The organism is Polaromonas sp. (genome assembly GCF_016185115.1).
GTDB lineage: Bacteria > Pseudomonadota > Gammaproteobacteria > Burkholderiales > Burkholderiaceae_C > Polaromonas.
The window spans coordinates 364,743-382,695 of sequence record NZ_JACPOF010000021.1 but is presented as its reverse complement, the minus strand read 5'-3'; the positions used below and the strand labels follow the sequence as shown (position 1 = coordinate 382,695).

Genomic DNA, 17,953 nt, shown 5'->3' with positions numbered 1-17,953 from the left:
TGTTGCCCCTCACCGCCAGGCGTGTAAGGCACAGCGCGCCCTGGACGGCGCACGGGTGAGACACGCCCCTACGGCTTCAAAACCGCAACAGCCGCAGAAAAACTGAAAAACGCCAACACGGTGGACAAAAGAATAATGCGGGCGATCCGCCCGTTATCAGCACCAAAACGCTCGGCCAGAATCGCAATATTGCTGGCACTGGGCAGTGCAGCTGCCAGTACCACAACAGTCAATGCAAACGGGTCAAGTGGAAAGCCCAGGGCGGCGAACCCCAGACCCATCAGGCCCACCAGTACAGGGTGCACCACCAGCTTGATGAAGGTCACCGGCACGTAGTCGCCCAGAGGCGTGCGGGTGGTGGCGTTCATCTGTGAGCGGGCGAGGATGGCGCCTATGGTGAAGAGGGCGACGGGCGATGCAGCATCGCCCAGCATGCCGACGGTTGCCGCGATGGGTGCAGGCAGCCTGATGGTGAATGCCGATGACAGGCCGCCCAGCACAATGGCCCAGGGCAGCGGGTTGACCAGCACACCCTTGAGCGCCAGCTTCGCCGCATGTGCCACACCATGCTCGTCCGCACCGTCCAGCCGCGACAGCGCAATGCACAGCGATGAGGTCAGGATCATGTCGACCGTGATGGTGACGATGGCCGGGCCCGCCGCCTGTGCGCCCAGCAGGGCGACCAGCAAGGGCACGCCCATGAAGCCAGTGTTCGGGAAAGCCGCCACCAGCGCACCGAAAGACGCGTCGTTCCAGCCTGTGCGTTTGTTGCGCGTGACGGCAATCGTGAAGGCCACCATGATCAATGCGCAAAGCGTGTACAGGCCTATCAGTGTGCCGTCGAGCAGCTGCGCTATCGGCGTGCTGGCGCCAAAACGGTAGAGCATGCAGGGCAGCGCGAAATACAGCACAAAGGTGTTCAGCCCCGGTATTGCAGCCTGCGGCAGAAAGCCCCGGCGCGCGGCGACATAGCCGCACAGCACCAGCGCAAAAAATGGAAAAGTGACGAGAAGGATGGCTAGCACAAAAGCGATTGTCGCCTGTGAAATTGATCAGCGGGTGACTGGCTATGATTCTGTCTGCTGGCGCATTTATTGCACGTGCCTTGCGCCTTCTCTCTTCACGTTTGTCTGTTGTCTGCCTGAATGTCGTCACCTTCTTCTGCCTCCCCTGCCGCCTCGCCCATCAATACCGGTCTGAACATCGCCCAGCAGGAAGCCGTGAACTACATGCACGGGCCCTGCCTGGTGCTGGCCGGTGCGGGTTCCGGCAAGACACGCGTGATCACGCACAAGATTGGCCGGCTGATACAGACAGGCATGAAGGCCGACCAGATCGCCGCCATCACCTTTACCAACAAGGCCGCAGCCGAAATGCGCGAACGCGCCAGGGTGCTGATAGGCAAAAGTGCGAAAGGCGTGCTGATCTGCACCTTTCACGCGCTGGGTGTGCGCATGCTGCGTGAAGACGGCGATGTGCTGGGCCTTAAAAAACAGTTCTCGATTCTTGACAGCGACGACGTCACCAGCATATTGAAAGACGCAGGCGGCAGCACCGATGCGGCGACGGCGCGGCAATGGCAGTGGACCATCAGCAAATGGAAGAACATGGGTCTCAACGCCGAGATGGCCCAGGCCCAGGCCAGCGGCGATGAAGAAAACCTGATTGCCCGCGTCATGGGGCGCTATGAAGAGCGCCTGACGGCTTACCAGAGTGTGGACTTTGATGACCTGATCGGCCTGCCGCTCAAGCTGCTGAAAGACCATGAAGAGGTGCGCACCAAATGGCAACAGGCGCTGGGCCATGTGCTGGTTGATGAATACCAGGACACCAACGCCACGCAGTACGAGGTGCTCAAGCTGCTGGTGGGTGCACGCGGCCGCTTCACCGCCGTGGGTGACGATGACCAGTCCATCTACGGCTGGCGCGGCGCCACACTGGATAACCTCAAAAAACTGCCGCAGGACTACCCCAATCTCAAGGTCGTCAAGCTCGAACAAAACTACCGCTCGACCAGCGCCATCCTGCGCGCGGCCAACAACGTCATCGGCCCCAACCCCAAGCTGTTCCCGAAAACCCTGTTCAGCGAACTCGGCGAAGGGGAGCCGGTGCGTGTGGTCGATTGCGACAGTGAAGAGCACGAGGCCGACCGTGTGGTGGCGCGTATCCAGAGCCTGCGTGCCGAGGGCAGTTTGCAGGCCGAAGGCAGCCAGCATCGTGACTGGAAAGACTTTTGCGTGCTGTACCGCGCCAACCACCAGGCCAAGGTGTTCGAGAAAGCATTTCGCAAGGCCAACATCCCCTACAAGGTGTCGGGCGGACAAAGCTTTTTTGACCGCGCAGAGATCAAGGACCTGTGCAGCTGGCTGCGCCTCTTGTCTAACAACGATGATGACCCGGCCTTTTTGCGTTCGGTCACCACACCCAAGCGCGGCATAGGCCACACCACGCTGGGCACGCTGGGCACCTTTGCCACGCAGTACAAGCTGAGCCTGTTCGAGGCGCTGTTCAGCAACTCGCTGGGTTCGGTGCTGCCCGCCAAGGCCGTAGGTTCGCTGCATGAGTTCGGCCGTTACCTCAATGACCTGGAGTACCGCGCCAAACAGACGCTGGGCGCAGAAGATGCAAAAACCTTTCTGCTCGAGTGGCTGAAAGAAATCGATTACGAAAAACACCTCTACGACGGTGAAGACAGCGAGAAAGCCGCCGCCACTCGCTGGACCAATGTGATGGATTTTGTCGACTGGATGTCGCTGCGCTGCGGCGGACAGATCGACGAGACGGCCGGTGTCATTGTTGAACGCGAACGCAAGAACCTGCTGGAAGTGATTCAGACGATCGCGCTGCTTTCGACCCTGTCTGAACGTGAAGGCGACCAGAACCTGGTCACACTTTCGACCCTGCACGCGGCCAAGGGGCTGGAGTGGCCGCATGTGGTGCTGGCCGGTTGCGTGGAGGGCCTGCTGCCGTTCAAACTTGAAGACGATGATGGCACCAATACCGACAACATCGCCCTGCGCCTGCAGGAAGAGCGCCGCCTGATGTATGTAGGCATCACACGCGCGCAGCGCACACTGGCCGTCAACTGGCTGCGCCGGCGCAAGAAGGGCCGCGACACGGTTGCCGGGATACCCAGCCGCTTCATTGCAGAAATGGCGCTTGACAAGGCCACGGTGAAAGAAGACCCGCGCGAAAAGCTCAAGGCCCTGCGTGCCGAGTTCGCCAAAAAATCTGCTGATTCGATTGCCGCTGCGGCGGCGTCTTCCGAAGCACGCTGACTGGCGGCGGCCTGGCCGCGCTTGGGGTCTAATTACCGCAGATTTACACATGGGGTGCAAAAACGACATGGCCGCATGTCATAGTGCCGCACGCCTGCGAATGATGGACTCCCTGATGACACTGAATTACCGCCGACTTGCCCTTTTGTTGACCACAGCCTGCGTCCTTCCCCTGGGCGCATTCGCGCAAAGTGCGCCACCCCCGGCCTGCACCCCGGCCAGGGACATGAAGGCCGCCGAGATCTACGGAATGTGGTCTGCCAGTTTCACCAATCCGCCTGCGGGCCTGCCCGCACGCGCCACCATGCTGCTGCAGCGGCATGCGGAATTTTCCGAAAGTCTGTCGGGCATGGTCAGCCGCAACATGGATGGCATCAGCAAGCCCGCCGCAGGCCATGCAGCAAAGGCGGCGCTGGCAGGCGACCTCGATGAGGGCATGCTGCTGCTCGACGAATCATCAGACAACATCGCCATCACCGGCACCTGGAATGGCGAGATGGTGCCTGGCTCCTGCGGCAAGGTGTTCAGGGGCGTCTGGAAAGACACGAGCAAATCTGCGGCGCCCGATGCGCCGGAGATCCCTTTCATACTCACACGTCTGCCGTGAACAAAGCGTCCACCCTCTCAAGCCTGGCGTGCAGCCTGGCCGCCGCGTGTTTTCCCGGCGGCAACGCCATGGCCCAGACGAATACCCCGGCCCCGTCCAACGGCTGGCAGGCCTGCCAGGCCATGACAGGTAACCCTGCGGTACAGCTCAGGTGTTTTCAGGACTGGGCCACTGCGCAAGCCGCGCCGTCCGCCAGCGCGGTCACTGCGGCTGCCACACCGGCTGCACCGATGACAACGGCATCGACAGTTTCACCCCCGGCTTCTGCCAGATCGCTGTCCCCCGCAGAGCTGGCGGCACTGCCCCCGCTGCCAGTCCCCGAGGCCGACGCATCGCGCAAGCCCGTGGGTTGCCGCGACGACAACTACTCGCAACTGTCGCGTTTCTGGGAACTGCAGCGCGGCACCGACTGCGACAATTTTTCGCTGCGCGGCTACAAGCCGACCACGCTGGCACTGGTGGCGTCCGACAGCGTCAACACCCAACCTTCGTCAACAGCGGCAGGCCACACCGCGCTGACGGCACAGCCCTATAACAGGCATGAGTTGAAGATCCAGTTGTCAGTGCGCACCAAGATCGCCAAGGGCCTGCTCAAGCGCGGCGCCGAAGACTCACAGGACCTTGACTCGGTCTGGTTCGGCTACACGCAGCAGAGTTACTGGCAGTTGTTCAATGGCGGCCTGTCCCGCCCCTTTCGCAACACCGACCACGAACCCGAAGCGCTCTACATTTACCCGCACCAGATCCCGCTGGGCGGCGACTGGAACTACCGCCTCTCAGGTCTTGGTGTGGTGCACCAGTCAAACGGGCAAACGCTGCCGCTGTCGCGCAGCTGGAACCGCGTCTACCTGATGGGTGCGGCTGAAAAAATACTCAGCCCCACCTCCAGCCTGAGCCTGCAGGGCAAGGTCTGGCAGCGCTTGAAGGAATCCTCAGGCAATGACGACAACCCCGGCATTGAAAACTTCATAGGCCGCGCAGAAGTGGCGGGCAACTGGCAGATCAACCAGACCGACAGCCTGGGCCTGACGCTGCGCCATTCGCTGACCAGCCAGTCCCGCGGTTCGGCCCGCCTGGACTGGATGATCGCGCCAGGCTCGGCGCCCCGCTACACCGGGCTGCGCTACCACCTGCAACTGTTTACCGGCTATGGCGACAGCCTGCTTGACTACAACCGCAAGCGGACGGTGCTCAGCATGGGACTGAGCCTGGTGGACTGGTAAGCCGGGCTCAGGTGCCCTGGGCAGCCGTTCAGACTGCAAAAACTGGCCGCCATGTCCCACATGAAATGACTACCCGTTGCGGCATGCTTGCACGATGGATTTTTCATTTTTCTATTCCTGAAATCGTCGCATGACGCCGCCTGATCTTTTCACACAAGCCTGCCTGATCCTGGGTTTGCTGCTGGTCGCGATGACCATGGGCGGCTCCTTCATCAAGCGCCTGCCGCTCAGCGCCGCCATGCTTTACCTCGGCATAGGCATGGCCATAGGCCCCTGGGGCCTGGGCCTGCTGGTGCTGCGGCCCACGCGGGATGTGGTGCTGCTGGAGCGCCTGACCGAGGTGGCGGTGCTGATCTCGCTGTTCACCGCGGGCATGAAACTCGAACTGCCGCTGAACGACAGGCGTTGGCGCATTCCTGTGCAGTTGGCCTCCGTCTCCATGGTCATCACGGTGGCGGTGATTGCCGCCATCGGCGTGAGCCTGATGCGCATGTCGCCGGGCGCTGCGATTTTGCTGGGCGCCATTCTTGCGCCCACCGATCCGGTGCTGGCATCAGAGGTACAGGTGGCCAATCCCGGCGACCGCGACCGCCTGCGCTTCGGCCTGACGGGCGAAGGGGGGCTCAATGACGGCGCGGCCTTCCCCTTTGTCATGCTGGGCCTGGGCCTGCTGGGCCTGCATGAACTGGGCGACATGGGCTGGCGATGGATAGCCGTTGACGTGCTCTGGGCCGTGGCGGGCGGACTGGGCATAGGCTACCTGCTGGGCCATGCGGTGGGCCGGGGCATTTTGTACCTGCGGGTGCGTCACAAGGAAGCGCTGGGTTCGGATGAATTCATCGCGCTGGGACTGATTGCGCTGACCTACGGCGTGGCCCTGCTGTGCCAGACCTACGGCTTTCTGGCGGTGTTCGCGGCGGGCCTGGCGCTCAGCCGCATCGACAGGCACCATGCTTCGCAGACCGCTGTTGATGCACCGGGAGATCTGGATGCCAATGCAGAAGAACAGCAGACGTCTGAAAGCGCAGCCCCCTCGACCATGATGCGCGCCGTACAGCGCTTCAACTCCCAGCTTGAAAACTTTGCCGAGGTGGTGATCGTGCTGGCAGTGGGCGCGCTGATTGCGGTCGTGCCATTCAGGTGGGAAGTCCTGTGGTTCACACCGCTGCTGTTTCTGGTCGTCAGGCCCGCAGCCGTGGTGGCGGGACTGCTGGGCACCGGCATACGCGGCCAGCAGCGCCGCCTCATGGCCTGGTTCGGCATACGCGGCATTGGCTCCATCTACTACCTGCTCTACGCCATCAGGCACGACATCAGCAATGCCCTGGCCGAGCAGTTGTTGTCACTGGTGATTGCGGTGGTGGTCGCTTCCGTGGTGGTGCACGGCATCTCGGTCACGCCGCTGATGAAAAGTTACGAGCGCCGGAAATCAGCGGCCATTGCCAGGAAAAAACCGGACCAGACTTGAAGACGCATTTCGCCTCCGGCGCTTTCGCCATGTGATGACGGTGGAGGCTGTCATGGGCTTCAAGCGCGGCACGGGCGGCGTGAGCCAACTGCGCAAGATGCTGGACGTGGTGCTGTTTCCCGAAATCTGGCCCCTGCACACCAATCCGTGAGGCGGCTGACCGGGAAAAACCCGTGCCGGATTGCAGGGTTCAACTGCATTTTGCTATTGAACTTATAGCTGCTCACGTCCGTATTTATTGGCCCGGAGGCCAATTTAGCCCTCAAAAATGGCATTTTTGGGGCTTGAAACCGGCAAAAGTGGCTCGCGCGGACAAGCGGGCGGCCAAAATGTAAAGTTGACTTTACATTTGCCTTAAAACCCGTCCGGCCCACAGAGCCCGCGCATGTCGGGCAACTGCTCCAGCTTCAAGGCCCTGTCATACAGCGCGTTCAGCGCCGCATCCGTGCGCCCGGGCCAGGTACGCCGTGCCAGGCCCACAAACTTGTCACGGTAATCCTGCGGGTCGGCCGGGTTGGCGGGCTCGCCGCGAATAATGTCGCAGCGGCCTTTGAGCACCCCGCCATTCTTCAGCGTGATGGCGACCTCGCACACCTGCTGCTGCGGGAAAAGCGCGCTGTAGTCGTCGACCTCGACCAGCGCCAGCTTCTCCACCAGCGCGTGTATGTCGGGGTTGGCGGCGGCGCTGTCGTCAAAACATGCCAGCCCGTGGCTGCGGTTGACGATGACGCTGGCCACCGCAAACGGGGTTGAGAAGCGCGTGGCAAAAGCGTTGCGGATATCGCGCCGGTTCAGGAAAGCCAGGAATTTGAAACCGCGCACCTCGATGCCGGCAATCTCGCTGCCCAGCGGCCATTTCGATGATTCCCCCAGCGGCGCAAGCGCATCGCGCAGCGCGTCGATGGCGGCGTGTATGGGCCGGCCGCAGCCATACAGCTTGATATAACCCTCGGCCAGCAGCCAGCGTTTGCCCAGGTCTTTCACCACCACATCAGGCTTGAAGTTGTCAAACAGCACCTCGTCGCAGGTAGGGGTCAGCCCGTCGCGCGGGCCGGTAAAGCCGCTTTGCACCAGCCGCACCGCCGTCTGCCCCATGATGGCGCTGTGCGAGGCGTACCAGTTGCGCAGCGTGGCGCCGTCCTTCATGCCCTGGCGGTTGCCGGCAATGGGCGATGAACCGGCCAGGTTGATCAGTTCACGCATCTGCGCGGGGGCCAGACCCATGAGCCGCCCTACCGCCACGGCTGCCCCCACCACGCCATAGGTGCCATGCGGGTGCAGGCACATGCGCATGTCGCAGGCACTGCCTATGCGTGCGCAGATCTCGTAGCCGAGCGCACAGGCCAGCAAAAACTCTTCGCCGCTTTTGCCCAGTTGCTGGGCCACGGCCAGCGCCGCAGGAATCACCTGTATGCCGGGGTGGCCGTTGCTGGTCAGGTTGCCCTCGTCCAGCTCAAGCCAGCAGCCGGCAGCGGCATTCAGGGCGGCAGCATCGATGGGATTCATCGTTGTGCCTGTGCCCAGAACGGATGCTTCACCGCCGCCACTGAGCTGCACTTGCAGGGCCCGCATCGCACGCATTTCGGGCTCCTGGTTGCCGATGGCGCAGGCCGCCAGGGTGTCGGCCACGATAAAACGCAGGTGCTTCAGCGCCTCGGGCGCGACGTCCGCCAGTTGCGCCGAACAGGCAAATTCAGCCAGCTGGTCGAGGTAATCGGGCCTGTTTTGGGCTGATGGCGTATTCATGAGGGATGGCTCACCTTCTGCACGGGACATGACTGCTGGAATGATTAATGCTAGGTTCAATGTTTTGATTTGAATCATAAATATACTTTTTAATTGAATAAAAATAATATCTACCCCATAATTTAATGACCAAACGATTGATCTGGAGCTTTCCATGCTGTTTCAACGACTGAAGGTGCTGGCGCTGGCCTGCCTGCCCATGACCCTGCTGATGGCTCCCATGGCCTCTTCTGCACAGGCCTTCCCCGACCGGCCCATCAAGATCATCGTGCCCTTTGGCGCCGGCAGCGCGGTGGACACGATTGCGCGCGCCATCGCTGCGCAGGTGGCCGAGCAGATTGGCCAGGGTGTGCTCATAGACAACCGCACCGGCGCCAACGGCATCATTGCCGCTGAAGCTGCCGCCAAATCGCCAGCCGATGGCTACACGCTCTTCATGCCCAACGACGGCATCATGGCGGCCAACCCGGCCCTCTACCCCAAACTGCCTTACGACCCTTTGAGAGACTTTGCGCCCGTCACGCTGACCTCCACCGTGCCGCTGGTGCTGGTCGGCAACACGGCGTTTGCGGCCAAAACCGTGCCCGAGCTGATTGCCATGGCAAAGGCAAAACCGGGCAGCATCAATTACTCGTCCACCGGCTCAGGCTCGGCCCAGCATCTGGCGATGGAGTTTTTTATTGACGCCGCCGGCATCAAGATGACCCACGTGCCCTACAAGGCCATGGGCCCGGCCCTGACCGATGTGATTGCGGGCACCGTGCCCATCATGTTTTCGGGCATGTCCAACGTGATTGCCTTCGTGAAAGACGGCAAGCTGCGTGTCTACGGCGTCAGCACACCCAAACGCTCGGCTGCCATGCCCGACGTTCCGACGATTGCCGAGGCCGGCCTGCCAAGCTATGGCTATGCCGCATGGAACGGCATCGTTGCGCCCGCCGCCACACCGCCCGATGTGGTGCGCAAACTGCACAGCGAATTCGCCAAAGCCATTGCCAACCCGAACGTGAAGGCCAAACTCGCCAGCCTGGGTTTTGACCTGGTCGGCGCCGGCCCGGAAGAATTTGGCAACCTGATCAAGACCGATGTCGCCCGCCTCGGCAGGCTGGTGCGCGCAGCCGGGATACAGGCTAACTAGGCCAAACTGAAAACACCCTCACTGAAAGCGCCCTCCCCCATGCCCGACAACTCCAAAGCGGCGCATGGCGCAGGCGACTACCTTGACCAGCTGGCGCGCTTTGTGGGCCTGACGCCTGAAGAAGACATTCCCGAAGCGGTGCTGGCGCGCACGCGCGAAATCATCCTCGACTCTTTCCCCGTGCTGGCCTGGGGCATGCGCACGCCTGAGCTGCAGGCGCTGTCAGACCGGCAGGTGGCCAGCGCCGCGCCCGGCAAGTCATGGGTCATAGGCAAGGGCTGCACCACCAACCGGCTGGACGCTGCCATGCTCAACGGCATCGCCGGTGCCTGGCTCGACTACGACGAGGGCAACTTCCTGGCGAACGGCCACCCCGGCATGCAGGTGATACCCGCCGCGCTGGCGGTCGGGCAGGAGCTGGGGCGTAGCGGCCGCTCGGTGCTGGCGACGATTGCGCTGGCCTATGAGGTGGTGGCGCGCATAGGCATGGCCACGAAGATCAAGCTCATCATCAACCCGCACGGCACCTTTGGTGTGGTGGGTGCGGCGCTGGCCACGGCGCGCCTGACCGGCATGCCGGCGGACAAGCTGCGCAACCTGGCCAGCCTGGCCGCATCCAGCTGCATGGCCACCAACCGCCACACCATGCTGGACGGCGCCACGGTGCGCAACTGGTACGCGGGCCACAGCGGCTTTATGGGGCAGATGGCGGCGCGGCTGGCGGAGTCGGGTTTCAGCGGGCCGTCGGACGGCGTCAACACCACCTTCAGCCTGGTGTTGGGTGATGGCTTCTCGGGCGCCAAAGCCATTGAAGGTCTGGGTGAACGCTGGCTGCTGATGGAGGGTTACCTCAAGCTCTACCCGACGGCGCGTTATGTGCATTCGGCCATCGACGCTTTTTTTGATGCCATCGCACATGCACCGCGCCGCATCGAACCTGAAGACGTCTTGCGCATCGACGTTCGCGCCTATCGCCTGGCGGCCTACCTTTGCAACCAGACGCCCAAAGACTGGTTTGGCACGCGCTTTTCGATTCCGTTTTCCGTCGCCACACTGCTGGTCGGTGGCCGCAACGGGCTGGAGGCCTTTTCAGATACCGCCGTGGCCGACCCGCGTGTGATGGCGCTGTCGGCCAAAGTGTTTGTGACCGAAGACGAAAGCTACACCGCCACCTACCCGGCCGACCAGCGCGTGACGCTGGACATGCACCTGAAAGACGGCACGACGCTGCGCGGTGAATGCCACATCACCAGTGGCGAGCCCACACGCCCCCATAAAACGGCTGACCTTGAGCAGAAATACCGCGACCTGGCAGAACCCCTCTGGGGTGCGCCCCGTGCCGCGCAGTTGCGCAACGCCATTTTGAACATCGACAAGTGCGACGACGTCAGCCAGCTGGTGGATTTTTATCCCTGAGCGTTCACCCTCACCCCCATTCCTTCCCTGCTTTCCCTCCCACTCCAACTCCAACTCCAACGCCAACTCCCTCTGATCGGATCACCCATGAAAAAATACCTGTTCGGCCTGCTGGCCTCCGCCTGTATCGCCAGCCTGCCTTCACACGCACAAACGTGGCCGACACAGCCGGTGCGTTTTATCGTCTCGCAATCGGCAGGCGGCAGCATTGACATCGCCGCACGCCTGATAGGACAGAAGCTCGGCGATGCGCTGGGCAAGACCGTGGTGGTCGACAACCGCGCCGGCGCCAACGGCATGATTGCCGGTGAGGCCGCATCGCGCGCCACCGATGGCCATACGTTTTTGATGACCTCGCCCAGCACGCTGACCATCAACCAGCACGTCTACAAAAAAGTGCCTTACGACGTGCAGAAAGACTTCACACCTGTCACACAAACCACGTCCATCGCCTTCCTGCTGGTCGTGCCCGCCACCTCGCCCTACAAGACGCTGGCCGAACTGCTCGCGGCGGCCAGGGCAAAGCCCGAAGGCATCAAGTACGCCTCGGCCGGCATTGGCAACCAGTCACAACTCGCGGCCGAACTGCTCGCGGGGGCCGCCAACGTCAAGATGCTGCACGTGCCCTACAAGGGCGAATCGCCGGCCATCACCGACCTGATTGGCGGCCAGGTCGACTTCATCTTCGGCACCATGCCGGCACTGCTCTCGCAGGTGAAAAACGGCAAACTGCGCGCGCTCGTCGTCGGCCAGCCGCGCCGCTCGGATGCTGTGCCCGATGTGCCGACGACGACAGAAGCAGGTTTGCCGGCAGTGGTCGTCACAGGATGGACCGGTATCGTTGCACCTGCCAACACACCAGCGCCTGTCGTCAAGCGCATGCACGACGAAATCGTGAAGATCCTGGCCATGCCCGATGTGCGCGAGACGCTGGTCAAGGCCGGTGCAGAACCCGTAGGCAGCACACCGCAACAGTTTGCGGACTTTATCCGCACCGAGACCGTGAAGTGGGGCAGCGCGGTCAAACAGGCTGGCATCACCCCGGAATAAAACAGCGCACATAAAAAAAGGCGGCACTGGCCGCCTTTTCTTTGGCTGTCTCCGGCCTCAGTACTTCTCGGCGAGCAACCCCATGCCCGGCAGCTTGTCCATGATGCCGATGCGGCGCAACGCCAGCCAGTAAGTGGCGACATTCACGCCAATCATGGGCTTGCCGAACTTCGTTTCAATCTCCGGCGTCAGCGCGGACACGGGCAGGTTGGTGCCCACATGAATCAGCGCTTCGGCATCCTTGTGGTCCACTTCTGCAAAGCCGTGGATGATCTGCTCGCGCGTAAAGCGTGCCACCGCTGTCGGCCCCGTGGATTTCAGGCCGTGCGTCGACACCACGTCGTAACCGCATGAGCGGAAGAAGTTGGCGATCATGTCATCGGCTGGCGGCCAGTAAGGTGTGAGGATGGCAATTTTTTTGGGCTTGCCAATCGCCTCCAGCCCGGCCAGCACCGCGCGTGAGGGCGTGATGAAGGGCACACCGCACATGGCTTCAAGGCGCTTTTCTTCATCAATGGCGCGCTGGCCGTCACCGCGGAATGAATGGATGGAGTGGCCATGCGCAATCACATGCGGTTCGCACACCGTCACCAGCCTGAGCGCATCTTCAAGGTTGCCCTCTTCGGTCTCCAGTGCTTTTTTGTAGGCCTCCTGGTCGTCATAGGGACGCGGCGGAAGATACATGCGCGAGACATGGTTGGTCACACCCGCCGGCCGCATGGCCTCCATCTCGGGTTGCACGATGGTGTTGGTGGCAGGCACCACCACGGCCACCTTGGCGCGGGATGCGATGGTATCGGTGGACGGTGTACGAATCGGGACAGTGGACATGGTGTTACAGGTGTTAGTCGATCTTGAGGTTGCTGGCTTTGGCTGCTTCGGCCCAGGTGGTGATGTCGGCCTTGAGGGTTTGTGAAAACTGCGCGGGCGTATCGCCTATGGGGTCTACACCCAGTTGCCAGAGGCGCGCGCGCATCTCGGGCTTGCTGACGGCAGACTGCACGGCGGCGGCGACCTTGTTGATGATGGCGGGCGGCGTACCGGTCGGTGCGACGATGCCGTTCCATGTCAGGGTCTTGAAGCCCGGATAGCCCGATTCGGCCAGTGTGGGAACGTCAGGGATCTGCTTGGCGCGCTCCAGGCTGGAGACACCGATGATGCGTATCTTGCCGCCGTCGGCGTGCGGTGCGAGCTCTGACAGGTTGCCGAAATACATCTGCACCTGGCCACCCAGCAAATCGGCCACGGCAGGACCACCGCCCTTGTAGCTGATGTGGGTCATGTTGATGTTGGCACGCTTGAGGAAGAGCACGGGCGAGAGATGCGACACACTGCCGGAACCACCGGATGCAAAGTTGAGCTTGCCGTCGTTCTTTTTGGCATAGGCTACAAACTCGCGCACATTTTTGGCCGGCACCGAGCTGCTGATGGCCATGACAAACGGGTTACTGCCGACATTGCTGACGGGAACAAAATCGCGCAGCGGATCAAACTTCGTTTTGGTGATTGTTGGCAAGATGGCCAGCACCGGCATGGCGGCCATGAAGAGCGTGTAGCCATCAGGCGGCGACTGCGCTACAAAATCTGCGGCGATGGCGCCGTTGGCCCCGGCCTTGTTTTCAACAATGACGGTTTGGCCCAGCGATTGGGACAGGCGCTCGGCGGTCAGGCGGGCAATACCGTCGGTGTTGCCGCCCGCCGCAAAGGGCACGATGAGCTTGATGGGCCGCTGCGGCCAGGCAGGTGATTGCGCCAGCACGGGTTGTGCGAGCGCCAGCAGGCCCAGGGCCGCGACGCCGAGCTGGTAACGACGGCCGTGATTGATGGTTGACATTGGATATTCCTTGACGGGTTGAAGCAAAGTTACTGAATGGCATTGGCGCGCTTGATGCTGTTGATCATGGAAGAGATCAACAAATACTCGCGTGTCTTCTGTGGGTCTGCCGCTATGTCTCGCAAATCTGCAAATCGTTTGAGCCGGGTCTCAAGGTCCTTCTCTTCGAGGTTCTGTTTGTTCTTGACCGATACCGTCTGCACGTACTCATTGGCCACCGTGCGGCGCTGGCGCTCATACAGGTCAAGCAGGTCGGCCGTCGCTTCGCCATTGAAGACGCGGGCGAGTTTTTCACCAAGGTTCATCGCATCGTGAATACCGCTGTTCAGGCCGAAGCCACCGAGCGGGTTGTTGACATGGGCCGAATCACCGGCCAGAAGCACACGCCCCGCGCGGAACTGGTCGGCCACACGCTGGTGAACGCGGTACACGCTCTGGTGGACTATGGGGTACACAGTTCCTGCGGGTTTTTGCAGCGCACGGTCAATGGCAGCGGTGGCAAATGCCGGGTCAAGCACCTGCTCGTCAGGCAGCTCCTGCGGCACGGGCAGGGTCATGCGCCACAGGCCTGGCGGTCCTTTGTCGGGCATGCGGAAAAACGCAATCCACTGTTCGGGGTCGCTGATGTAGGCGTTGTCGGCGTAACCCAGCGGCGCGAAGTCATAGGTCGTGCTGATGACGCTGTAACGCTCTGGCCAGGTGTAGCCGCCAAAGCCAATGTCGGCCGACTTGCGAACCGGGCTGCGCCCGCCATCGGCACCGACCAGCCAGCTGCCCTTCAACTGCACTTCGCCATGCGCGGTTTTGGCTGTGGCGGTTACGCCGTCAGCATCCTGCACCAGCGAGATAAATTCATGGCCGAAGCGCACTTCAGCGTGCGGATGTTTGAGCAGCATCTCCAGCAGGATGGGCGTCAGGCGATGCTGCTCCAGGTGCAGCCTGAACGGAAACGGTGTGTCTTTCTCAAGTGCTGCCAGGTCCCACTCGACGATGAGGCCGTATTCGCGGTCACGTGATTGCCAGCGCGGCACACGTATGCCTATGGCCATCATCGCGTCGGTGACACCTGACTCCTGCAGCATCTCCAGAGTAGGGGGGTGGAAGGTGCCTGCGCGAAGGTCAAGCGTGGTGCCGGGCTCGGATTCAATCACCAGCACGGGGACATTGCGGCGCGCGAGTTCAAGTGCACACAGCAGGCCGACAGGGCCTGCACCAACGACGATGACACGATTTTCTTTTTTGGCGTTCACGATAGGAGGGGTTCTTTGTGGTGGTTACTTCAGGGCAAAGTGGCCTGAAAGGATTCATGGCGTTGAAGGATCTGGCGCGCCCGTTCAATCACAGGCCTGTCGATCATCTGGCCCTGCAGGCGCTGGGCGCCAGAGCCTGAGGCACTGGCCGCAAGAATCTGCGTAGCCCACTGCAATTGCTGTGCTGTGGGCGCAAAACCTTGCAGCGTTGGGTTGATTTGTGAGGGGTGAATACAAAGCTTGGCACCGAAACCGTGGCGGGCTGCAAGAGCAGCATCGCGTTCCACGACATCCGGTTTATCCAAAGCAAAAGTCACGCCATCAATCGGCGACAGCAGATGCGCCGCAGCCGAATGCAACACCACTTGCGAACGCGCGAACTGCAGCGTGTCCCATGCGTCTTCACAGCCGAGGTCACGTGACAGATCAGCAGACCCAAATGCAATGCGCGTAACACGCGGGTGCGCACAGATGCGCTCCAGCGCGAGCATGCCGGCAGCGGACTCCACGAGGGCAATGACGGCAATGTTTTCTGCGCTACCGTCATTGACCGCATCCACCTCAAAAGGGGATTCGGTCTTGGCGAGCATGACGCCTGCAATTTTTTCCGGATGCTTTTTGACGAGTGCAAGGTCATCTTCAAACCACTGCGTGGTCACAGCATTGGTGCGAATCCATACCGGCTGCACCGAAGCGGTGAGGAAGGCATCAAGCTGTGCACGTGCCTCGTCTTTTACACCCGCATCAATGGCGTCTTCAAGGTCAATGATGACGGCATGTGCACCCGCCGCGAATGCCTTGGCAACGCGTTCGGTTCGTGTCGCCGGAACAAACAGGTAGGTGACCGGCGTCATGTTTTTCAGGCCAGTGTGATCAGGCCGTCAATGCCGACTTCACCGACATTGTTGGTGGCCCAGACCTTCAGCGCATGTGCATCTCCGTCTTCGGGCGATGCATGCAGATGGAAACCGCCGAGATCAAAGGTCGGCCGGTTGGCACGAAATTCAAAAGACCTGATACGCCGACCGGGGGCAAGTTCGTTTTCAACATAGTCCAGCAGGAGCGTGGCGATCAGCGGACCATGCACCACCAGGCCGGGATAGCCTTCCACATCACGGCAGTAGTCCACGTCGTAGTGAATGCGGTGACCGTTGAAGGTCGCTGCCGAATAGCGGTAAAGCATGACTGCATCGGCCATCACGGCTTTGGTGTGCTGGCCGACACGTTCAAACACCGGCGCAGCTGCCTGCCACTGAGCCACACGACCAGCAACTTCTGCAAGGGCCGCTTTTTCAGCAGCAGACTGGCTGTCACGGTAAACAATGTCGTGCTCTTCACGCAGCAAGGTGCCCTGCGGATCTGAATACACATGCGCCACCGTGACAAAGACCATCTCGCCACTGCGTCCGGATTTGCGTGACACATTGATGATTTCGGACGTCTTTTGAACCTCTGCGCCCACGCTGAAGTGACGCGTCCACTCCAGCCGGCTGCCCGCCCACATGCGTCGCGGCAGCTCCACCGGCGGCAGAAAATCACCGCGCGCCGGATGGCCGTCTTCGCCAAGTTTTGACTGCACTTCCAGCGGGTTGAAATACAGCCAGTGCCAGCCCGCAGGCAGCAGCGACATCGCAGGGTTGTTCATGCGCGCCGCATCGTCCAGTGTGGCGGACATCTGCCGCACCTGTACAGGGCTGATGGTGTCGCTCACGGTTTGCGTGCGGCCGACCCACTGTTCGAGCGCCTGAGGCTGGTCTTTTGAATCGCTCATGCTCAGTAAGACCTTGGCATGCCCAGCACATGCTCACCCACATAGGACAGGATGAGGTTGGTGGAAATCGGCGCCACCTGGTAGAGACGCGTCTCGCGAAACTTGCGCTCGATGTCGTATTCAGCAGCAAAACCAAAACCGCCGTGGGTTTGCAGGCAGACATTGGCGGCCTCCCACGACGCGTCGGCCGCCAGCAGCTTGGCCATATTAGCCTCCGCGCCGCAGGGTTTGCCCCCGTCGAACAGTTCGCAGGCACGGTAGCGCATCAGGCTGGCGGCTTCGACGTTGACGAAGGAACGCGCGATCGGAAACTGTATGCCCTGGTTGCGGCCGATGGGGCGGTCAAACACAACACGGTCGTTGGCGTAGGCGCTGGCTTTTTCAACAAACCAGTAGCCATCACCCACACATTCGGCAGCGATCAGGATGCGCTCGGCATTCAGCCCGTCAAGGATGTATTTCAGGCCCTGGCCTTCTTCACCGATGCGGTTCTCGACCGGGATGCGCAGGTTGTCGATGAAGATTTCATTGGTTTCATGGTTCACCATGTTGCGAATCGGGCGCACGGTAATGCTTTTGCCGACCTCTTCACGCAGGTCCACCAGGAAGACCGACAGGCCTTCGGTTTTCTTTTTGACGTCCGCCAGCGGCGTGGTACGGGCCAGCAGCAGCATGTAGTCGGAATGCTGGAGCCGCGAAGTCCAGACCTTCTGGCCCTGGACTACATAGTGATCGCCCTTGAGCACTGCGGTGGTCTTGAGTTTGGTGGTGTCACTGCCCGTGGTGGGCTCGGTGACGGCCATGGACTGCATGCGCAACTCGCCACTGGCAATTTTGGGCAGCAGGTCCTGCTTCTGTTTGTCGGAACCATGACGCACCACGCAGCCCATGACATACATCTGGCCATGACATGCGCCCGAGTTGCCACCGGCGCGGTTGATTTCTTCCATGACCACGCTGGCTTCGGTGAGCGACAGGCTGGAACCGCCGTACTCTTCGGGAATCAGGCCCGATAGCCATCCGGCTTCAGTCAGTGCCTTGACAAAGGTTTCGGGGAAGGCGCGGGCCTCGTCGACCTCCTGCCAGTAACGCGAATCAAACTGGTTGCAGACTGAGCGCACGCCGTCGCGCAGGTCGGCGAATTCATATTTGTGGTTGTTTTGCTTGATCAT

The 17,953-nt window shown here is 61.4% G+C and carries 15 protein-coding genes and 1 pseudogene; 8 read left to right on the top strand and 8 right to left on the bottom strand.

Going from position 1 to position 17,953, the window contains the following annotated elements; translation table 11 throughout:
• Positions 1-68: 68 nt before the first annotated feature.
• Entirely contained in the window at positions 69-1,025 is a 957-nt protein-coding gene (locus tag HYX42_RS17215; RefSeq protein ID WP_293405269.1) for an AEC family transporter, read from the bottom strand.
• Between the two features lie 120 nt (positions 1,026-1,145).
• On the opposite strand from HYX42_RS17215, the gene HYX42_RS17210 reads away from it, so the two are divergent.
• The 5 genes and pseudogenes from HYX42_RS17210 to HYX42_RS17190 form a co-directional block, all read left to right on the top strand.
• A complete protein-coding gene (locus HYX42_RS17210) occupies positions 1,146-3,278 on the top strand; it encodes an ATP-dependent helicase (protein WP_293405267.1) in 2,133 nt (710 codons plus the stop codon).
• Between the two features lie 115 nt (positions 3,279-3,393).
• A complete protein-coding gene (locus tag HYX42_RS17205; RefSeq protein ID WP_293405265.1) occupies positions 3,394-3,885 on the top strand; it encodes a hypothetical protein in 492 nt (163 codons plus the stop codon).
• Positions 3,882-5,108 carry a phospholipase A gene (locus HYX42_RS17200; protein ID WP_293405263.1) on the top strand — a complete coding sequence of 409 codons (1,227 nt, stop codon included), beginning with the start codon at positions 3,882-3,884 and terminating at the stop codon, positions 5,106-5,108. The genes HYX42_RS17205 and HYX42_RS17200 overlap by 4 nt, the downstream gene beginning before the upstream one ends.
• Positions 5,109-5,238: 130 nt before the next feature.
• Positions 5,239-6,576, top strand: coding sequence for a cation:proton antiporter (locus tag HYX42_RS17195; protein ID WP_293405261.1), 1,338 nt, complete (start codon positions 5,239-5,241; stop codon positions 6,574-6,576).
• Positions 6,548-6,727, top strand: a pseudogene (locus HYX42_RS17190) (tryptophan 2,3-dioxygenase); the annotation flags it as partial. The gene HYX42_RS17195 and the pseudogene HYX42_RS17190, both read left to right, overlap by 29 nt.
• Before the next feature lie 203 nt (positions 6,728-6,930).
• Here HYX42_RS17190 and HYX42_RS17185 read toward each other — a convergent pair.
• A complete protein-coding gene (locus HYX42_RS17185; protein ID WP_293405258.1) occupies positions 6,931-8,322 on the bottom strand; it encodes an MmgE/PrpD family protein in 1,392 nt (463 codons plus the stop codon).
• Positions 8,323-8,476: 154 nt separating this feature from the next.
• On the opposite strand from HYX42_RS17185, the gene HYX42_RS17180 reads away from it, so the two are divergent.
• The 3 genes from HYX42_RS17180 to HYX42_RS17170 all read left to right on the top strand — a co-directional run bounded on the left by HYX42_RS17180 (position 8,477) and on the right by HYX42_RS17170 (position 11,926).
• The gene (locus HYX42_RS17180) at positions 8,477-9,460 is read left to right on the top strand and encodes a tripartite tricarboxylate transporter substrate binding protein (protein WP_293405256.1); all 984 of its coding nucleotides are present in this window, start codon (positions 8,477-8,479) and stop codon (positions 9,458-9,460) included.
• A 39-nt stretch (positions 9,461-9,499) separates the two neighbouring features.
• A complete protein-coding gene (locus HYX42_RS17175) occupies positions 9,500-10,876 on the top strand; it encodes an MmgE/PrpD family protein (protein WP_293405254.1) in 1,377 nt (458 codons plus the stop codon).
• A gap of 87 nt (positions 10,877-10,963) precedes the next feature.
• Positions 10,964-11,926 carry a tripartite tricarboxylate transporter substrate binding protein gene (locus HYX42_RS17170; protein ID WP_293405252.1) on the top strand — a complete coding sequence of 321 codons (963 nt, stop codon included), beginning with the start codon at positions 10,964-10,966 and terminating at the stop codon, positions 11,924-11,926.
• A 57-nt stretch (positions 11,927-11,983) separates the two neighbouring features.
• Here HYX42_RS17170 and HYX42_RS17165 read toward each other — a convergent pair whose 3' ends face one another.
• The 6 genes from HYX42_RS17165 to HYX42_RS17140 are packed head-to-tail and all read right to left on the bottom strand — an operon-like array spanning position 11,984 to position 17,953.
• Positions 11,984-12,757 carry a hypothetical protein gene (locus HYX42_RS17165; protein WP_293405250.1) on the bottom strand — a complete coding sequence of 258 codons (774 nt, stop codon included), beginning with the start codon at positions 12,755-12,757 and terminating at the stop codon, positions 11,984-11,986.
• Between the two features lie 13 nt (positions 12,758-12,770).
• On the bottom strand, positions 12,771-13,760 hold the full coding sequence (locus tag HYX42_RS17160; protein WP_293405248.1) for a tripartite tricarboxylate transporter substrate binding protein: 990 nt from the start codon (positions 13,758-13,760) through the stop codon (positions 12,771-12,773).
• Between the two features lie 29 nt (positions 13,761-13,789).
• Positions 13,790-15,010, bottom strand: coding sequence for an FAD-dependent oxidoreductase (locus tag HYX42_RS17155; RefSeq protein WP_293405246.1), 1,221 nt, complete (start codon positions 15,008-15,010; stop codon positions 13,790-13,792).
• A 29-nt stretch (positions 15,011-15,039) separates the two neighbouring features.
• Positions 15,040-15,864 carry a CoA ester lyase gene (locus HYX42_RS17150; RefSeq protein ID WP_293405244.1) on the bottom strand — a complete coding sequence of 275 codons (825 nt, stop codon included), beginning with the start codon at positions 15,862-15,864 and terminating at the stop codon, positions 15,040-15,042.
• Between the two features lie 5 nt (positions 15,865-15,869).
• Entirely contained in the window at positions 15,870-16,781 is a 912-nt protein-coding gene (locus tag HYX42_RS17145) for a MaoC family dehydratase N-terminal domain-containing protein (protein ID WP_293405242.1), read from the bottom strand.
• A 2-nt stretch (positions 16,782-16,783) separates the two neighbouring features.
• Complete coding sequence (locus HYX42_RS17140; RefSeq protein WP_293405240.1) at positions 16,784-17,953, bottom strand: acyl-CoA dehydrogenase family protein; 1,170 nt, start codon at positions 17,951-17,953, stop codon at positions 16,784-16,786.